The organism is Burkholderia sp. BC1, assembly GCF_052683555.1.
This window is the reverse complement of sequence record NZ_JBQYLP010000132.1, coordinates 1-5,884: the sequence shown is the minus strand read 5'-3', so window position 1 is coordinate 5,884 and position 5,884 is coordinate 1. Positions and strand designations below refer to the sequence as shown.

Annotated in this window: 7 protein-coding genes and 2 pseudogenes; 7 read left to right on the top strand and 2 right to left on the bottom strand. The window is 59.6% G+C overall.

Features of this window, described 5'->3' with window-relative positions; genetic code table 11:
• Positions 1 to 838: 838 nt before the first annotated feature.
• Both ACSHSS_RS29540 and ACSHSS_RS29535 read right to left on the bottom strand, forming a co-directional pair.
• A pseudogene (locus ACSHSS_RS29540) lies at positions 839 to 1,344 on the bottom strand (PAAR domain-containing protein).
• An 84-nt stretch (positions 1,345 to 1,428) separates the two neighbouring features.
• On the bottom strand, positions 1,429 to 1,875 hold the full coding sequence (locus tag ACSHSS_RS29535; protein WP_249170500.1) for a hypothetical protein: 447 nt from the start codon (positions 1,873 to 1,875) through the stop codon (positions 1,429 to 1,431).
• A 253-nt stretch (positions 1,876 to 2,128) separates the two neighbouring features.
• Between ACSHSS_RS29535 and mobA the strand changes: the two genes are divergently transcribed.
• From mobA to ACSHSS_RS29500, 7 genes and pseudogenes are all read left to right on the top strand, one after another.
• Positions 2,129 to 2,503: a plasmid mobilization protein MobA gene (gene mobA / locus ACSHSS_RS29530; protein WP_310672277.1), complete on the top strand. Its 375-nt coding sequence runs from the start codon at positions 2,129 to 2,131 to the stop codon at positions 2,501 to 2,503.
• Between the two features lie 2 nt (positions 2,504 to 2,505).
• The gene (gene traI, locus ACSHSS_RS29525) at positions 2,506 to 4,530 is read left to right on the top strand and encodes a TraI/MobA(P) family conjugative relaxase (protein WP_261513893.1); all 2,025 of its coding nucleotides are present in this window, start codon (positions 2,506 to 2,508) and stop codon (positions 4,528 to 4,530) included.
• A gap of 81 nt (positions 4,531 to 4,611) precedes the next feature.
• Entirely contained in the window at positions 4,612 to 4,890 is a 279-nt protein-coding gene (locus ACSHSS_RS29520; protein ID WP_004541313.1) for a CopG family ribbon-helix-helix protein, read from the top strand.
• A complete protein-coding gene (locus tag ACSHSS_RS29515; protein ID WP_212161661.1) occupies positions 4,878 to 5,180 on the top strand; it encodes a type II toxin-antitoxin system RelE/ParE family toxin in 303 nt (100 codons plus the stop codon). Before ACSHSS_RS29520 ends, ACSHSS_RS29515 begins: the two co-directional genes overlap by 13 nt.
• Complete coding sequence (locus ACSHSS_RS29510; RefSeq protein ID WP_249170562.1) at positions 5,092 to 5,484, top strand: hypothetical protein; 393 nt, start codon at positions 5,092 to 5,094, stop codon at positions 5,482 to 5,484. Before ACSHSS_RS29515 ends, ACSHSS_RS29510 begins: the two co-directional genes overlap by 89 nt.
• Complete coding sequence (locus ACSHSS_RS29505) at positions 5,477 to 5,611, top strand: hypothetical protein (RefSeq protein WP_011051575.1); 135 nt, start codon at positions 5,477 to 5,479, stop codon at positions 5,609 to 5,611. Before ACSHSS_RS29510 ends, ACSHSS_RS29505 begins: the two co-directional genes overlap by 8 nt.
• 68 nt (positions 5,612 to 5,679) lie before the next feature.
• Positions 5,680 to 5,884, top strand: a pseudogene (locus ACSHSS_RS29500) (hypothetical protein); the annotation flags it as partial.

Below are 5,884 nucleotides of genomic sequence, written 5' to 3'. Positions count from 1 at the left end.
CGGCTACGTCTGCGATGACCGCCGAGCCGAATAAATCAGCGTTTCCCTAGTGCCATATGATAAAACGTTCACGGCAAGAAAGGGCGACGCGCTACATCGACCATAATGTCCATATCGCATTAGCGCGACCAAAGATCGCCCCTTCCTCGTGTGACGCTTATCGGCGGCCCTCCGAGGACTCGGGATAGCATTCCGCCGCCATCGGGATAGCATTCCGGGATGTCGGGATAGCCTTCCCGTTTCTCGGGATAGCGTTCCGCGACTTGTACCAGGAGCGTTGCTGGGCACGGCTTTCCCGACCGTCAGGGAGCCTCTACCTTTCTTCTACCTTTTTCTACCAGCCAAGATCTGTGGACAATGGGGTGACTCACTCGTATATCGCCGACATTTGCGGGGAGCGGCGGAGCATCGGTGCATGTAGCGCCGGGCCGCTTAACCATCGTCGGCCACGACGAACGACACCGGGTGGGGGACAACCAACATCGAATCTTGGAGGAGAGATGCAGCCGAAGATGCCACCATCCACAAAGCCAAACAGCGCCTAAGGCCGGTTTCTACGGGCTGATAATGGCGGCAAGACTTTGGCGGACCTACGCGCTTTGGCGCGCTGGGTGAAACCTCGCTCCTGCGTTCGTCCCTGCCTTTCCCGCTACCTACCGCCTCGTATGGCGCTGCACGCGGCCGGCTTTTGTGGCGACACCGATCTGCCTGCATTTGCAAAAGGTATGGCAGAGGATCTCGCGGTCCTTCGGCGACAGGCGGGCGGCGCTTGCGCCGACCTGCGTGGTTTGACCTTCGGGACTCATCCCGCCGGGCGACGATCCCCGAGCGTATCCCGTCATGCGTCGGTCTTCGGCTGATGGAACGACAGGGACGAAGCTTGGTGGCCTTCGAGCCAGCCGGTGAACCCGTTCGAGTCTGTCTTACACTGGATGACACGACCGTCCGACGAAGTGACGGTATAGGGGTGCCCGGCGAGGGGCTGTCGCGTGACGTCGTCGATGACCTGGAATCGTCCGCGCTGGGGCGTGTCGTGGCTCGCTTGCGACAGCACGCTCTTGCCACCGCCGATCGGCCCACCGGGACCGCTGGTCGGCTTCGCAGTCGTGTTGTTTTGCGAGGCGATGAGCGTGGCTCCGCACACCGTCGTATCACCATCCGAAGCGACAGGTCGACCGTCGAACGTCACGCCGAGATTCTCGACTCCGACGATCGGGTAAATCCCCCGGACTTCCGGCACGACACCTTGTCGCCGAGCAGGGCGATCGGTCGACCATAGTCTGTATTTTCAGGTGAGCTCGTGAGCACGCGGCCGCCGTGCGAGATAGTGTCGCCTTCGCGGATAAATGCGAATCCCGTATTTTTTCAAATCATCTTCGGAATGGAGCCCGCCGGAAATCTACCTCACCGCTGCCGAAACAGGCAACGTCAGTTTGCCGGTGGATCGTCCGTAAAACTTCCGCGCATCGTTGTTGAAAGTCGCCCGGCGCGGACGATCTTGCTGTGGATCTCAGTTGCTTTCCGAACGACCGTATCGTCGTTGATTCGTAAGCAGTTGCGCTCTTGATTGAGGCGCTCTTGCAGCGCCAGCAACTTGGTTATCCGATCGACATCGGGTTGGATTTTTTCTCGCTCCTCAGCAATGTCGCGCGAGGCAATCGCGATAACGTTACCAATGGTCTCCAGTGCCGTCTCGTAATTCGCCAATTGATCGTCAGTCCAGCGTCCCATGTTGTCCACTCGCTCGTCGTCGATCGATAAGCTGGCCGATGCCGATTCCAACCTCTGCACCGGTCGCCCTTGAAGGTCGGCGTGATTGCCCTCCTCGGCTTCGTTTGAAGCGTCCGGCATGGCATCCGCCGTGAGGTTAGCCAAACTGCGCGCCGGTCTGGACGTGTGTCTGATTATCACAACACCTTTTCGTTTACCGAATCATGTCTAAAAAGTGTTGTTAAGAGTAATTCGAAAACCTTCCTCGACACCGTCTTTTCTGCTTGGGGGAGAACGTCATTCCAAGCTACCTTCAAACTTCCAAGAACGACGGCGTAACTTCGGTGACAGGGTAGGGTTTGTAATACCGCCAAGTTGGCGCTATTCAACCGGCAGCGCACCAGTCGTTTCACTCCCTATGCGCAGCCTACCGTCCCTGCTCAGGGCATTGCCCCGAGACCCCGACTTCGTGAGAGAGATGGGTGTAACAGTGAGTACGAGCGAACAGCGACGAAGGACCGGCATGCTTCCGCCGATACGGTGCTACGAGGACGAGGAAGCTTTGGTCCGCGAGAGGGCACGTGATTGCGGCATGAGCGTCGGGCAGTTTGTGCTTGCCGCCGCGCTTGGCCGCCGGACACGTACCAAGATCGAAGCACACATTCTCAATGAGCTTCGCAGGCTCGGCGGCTTGCAGAAGCATCTGTTCAATGAAGGTGGTGGGATGCTGTCGAAAGAATACGCTGCCATTCTCGTTGAGCTTCGCGAGGCGATCGCACGGATTGGTGACTGAAAATGTTGGCCAAAATTCCACCTCGACGAGAGGATTTGAAATCGAGCTTTGCAGATCTGGTCGAGTACATCACCAATCGTGACGAACAGGGGCAGCATCTGGGCGATGAGCTCGACCAGATCGACCTGCAGGATCGAGTAAAGCAGCTCAAGATTCTGGCGCGCGCGAGAGAGCATCTCCGGTTGGCGGCGAACTACCTCCGACAGTCACCGCAGATTGACGGCGAGTTTCAACGGAGAGCGCTGGCACGGCGGGCCGTTCTCGGGCTCGAAAAGACGCCAACCGGGCCAGCACCTAGTCAGGCGGAAGCGGAAGCCTTGGCGGACCTTTTGTCCGGGCGACTTCTCGGTCAGGCCGAACGTCTCGTAACGCCAACAGGCGTTGCATGCGAACACAATTGCCTGTCGTTGTCGTCGGCCGCGGCTGAAATGAACGCGGTGGCAGCTCAGAATGCCCGCGTCAAGGACGCCGTGTACCACATCGTTCTGTCGTGGCCGGCGAACGAGTCACCGACCGATGCGCAGGCGTTCGAATGCGGTGCGCACGCGCTTAGCGCTGTCGGCATGGGTGATCATCAGTATGTTTTTGCCGTGCATCGCGATACTGATAACACGCACTTGCACATCGCCGTAAATCGCGTGAATCCAAACACGTTTCGGGCCGTCTATCCGGATCGCGATTACTTCAAGCTGGATCGTGCGATGCGCGAGCTCGAACTCAAATTCGGCTGGCAGCACGAGAATGGCCCATACGCGGTGTTCGAGCGCAATGGTCACGTCGTCATCGATTGGGCGAGCAAAAGCCCCAGCACGAACGGCAAACGCCCAACGCCGGCGGCCGACATGGAGCGGCATGCTGATCAGGAGAGCCTGTTCAGCTACGCCCGAGGGGAGCCGCGCAAGGCGCTGCTGTCCGCATTGAAAAACGACCAGCTCACGTGGCGGCAACTCCATAATCTTCTGGCCAAGTACGGTCTCGAACTGCGTGAGAAAGGGCAGGGTTTCGCCATTTACGACCTGAACTCTGCCGACACAACGCCGATCAAGGCCAGCGATATGCACGAGGAGCTGGGTAGAGCACGGCTGATCAAACGACTCGGCGCGTTCGAGCCGTCGGCGTCGACGACGGAGGCCGTTCTGACCTACGACAAGCATCGACCGCTTAAACGCGACCCAAAGATCCGTGAGGAGCACCGGCAAGAGCGCGCAGCGGCCCGACGTGAACTGCGTGCCCGGTACGGTCAGTACAAGGAAGCGTTCGTATATCGCCGACTAGACCCGGCAACTGTGCGGCAGCGCTTCTTGAATATCCGCGAAGCCGCTCGGCGGAAGCGCCGTGAAATCCAAGAGACCGTCGCGGACGCCGCCGCCCGGAACGTGCTGTGCAGCGTCGTCGCATTCGAGACGCTGCGGGAGCGCGATCGATTGCGGCGTGAGATCCGCAAAGAGCGTCAGGCGCTGTACGCTGATCCGACGAATCGTAGGCTGTCATATCGCGAATGGGTTGAGCAACAGGCGGCCACCGGCGACAGTGCGGCTATCGGCCAGCTACGCGGCTTCGTCTACAGTGAGAAGCGTCGCGCGCGAGAGTTAAGGCGAGCCTTGGCCAATGATGATGCGGACGGCGTTATTCACGTTGATGATGTCGATCCGGTTGCACGAAACGTCACTGATGGGCTGCACTTCCACGTCCGGCGGGACGGAGCGGTGGTCTATCGCTGGGACGATGGCCGGGACGCTTTCATTGATCTCGGCCGCCGCATCGACGTGCTCGCCAAAGGGGCCAGCGACGAGGTATCGATCACGACGGCTCTGCGATTGGCCGCGGAGAAGTACGGGGGCGCGTTCGAGCTTACCGGCAGTGAACAATTCAAGCGACGCGCGATCGACCTTATGGTCGAACATGGAATTGACGCCCGGCTTCGAGACGGCGAGCAAGAAGCGTTGCGGCGTGCCAAAGCAGCGGCCGCAGCGAAGCAAAGGCCCCGTCGTCCCGGCAAGCCCCGAAAGGGCAGTGCGTCGCCTTGAATATTGGGGGCGCCATGGACGAAGTCAGCGTTTCGGTCTATAGTAGTCTCAGGTATTACCTTTTGCTACGGAGGCCGTGTCATGGTTACGGCAACATCCATCAAGCTTGATGATGAATTGAAAGGGCGGGTTCAGCACTTGGCCGAGGCGCGCCGGCGTACCCCGCATTGGATCATGCGCGAAGCCATTGAGCAGTACGTCGAGCGCGAGGAAAAGCGCGAGGCGCTGAACCGAGACACGCTCAAGGCATGGGATGAATTTCAGGCGACTGGCCTGCACGTGACCGCTGAGGAAGTGGACAAGTGGCTCGCGAGCTGGGGAACTGACGACGAACTGCCTCCGCCAGAATGCCACAAGTAATCTTTGCGCCGGCGGCGATCGGAGACATGCAACGGCTGCGCGAATTCCTGAGGCCGAAGAATCCCGATGCCGCGAGGCGGGCCGGCGAAGCGATTAGGCGCGGCGTCCAGGCTCTCGGTGCCCACCCTCGAATGGGACGGCTCATAGAAGATCTGCCTGAACGGTATCGGGAGTGGCTTATCGATTTTGGGGATAGTGGCTATGTGGCTCGGTACCGCCTCGATGGCGATGCCGTCACGATTTTGGCCGTGCGACACCAGAAGGAAGCGGGTACTGATCATGACAGATGACGAGGCCAAGGCGCGGATCGAAGTGCTCTACGACGACGCAGCGGCCGTCTTGGCCGAGCAGGGGTTGTCGCCCCTGCAGGCTTACTGTCTGGTGCTCGAGCAGGTCTCGGTTCGGGACGAGCCGACTTTGCGGTTGCTAGCCGACACGGCGGCGCATGATCGATGGTTTCGGGGGCAGGTTCGAGAGGGGCTGGAGGAAGCCCACGATCCGAATACGAAATGGATATCTGACGATGAAGCGCAGGAAAGCTATGCCAGACAGCGACTCGAACTGCTCGCCCGGATCGGAAAAGGCAATGAATGACAACTACGTCCGCTGCGGCACACCGCTGGTCTACACCGGCGAGCTCGAATTGCGGCCCGATATTCTCGCCGAACTCGGCGAGCAGCAGTCGGATCAGAAGGCCTCACGGTCTACTGATCTACTCTAGGCGCCCCGCCCATGTGCTGGAACACGCGGGCAGGACTTCCACTACACCACCTGAACAGAGGTGATGACATGGCAACTGAATATCGTATCAGCCCGGATGCAATCCGGCTCGAGATCGCTCGCCTTCAATGGGCGAATGCACTCATGCGTGCGGCCAACAAAGCGCTGGCGAAGGGCGATAAAGCAGCCCTGAACGATATGGGATTCTCGATCGAACACGCCGACTGTCAGCGTCGGATAGATACTCCCCACTTTCGTCGAAGTAATTTTCCCC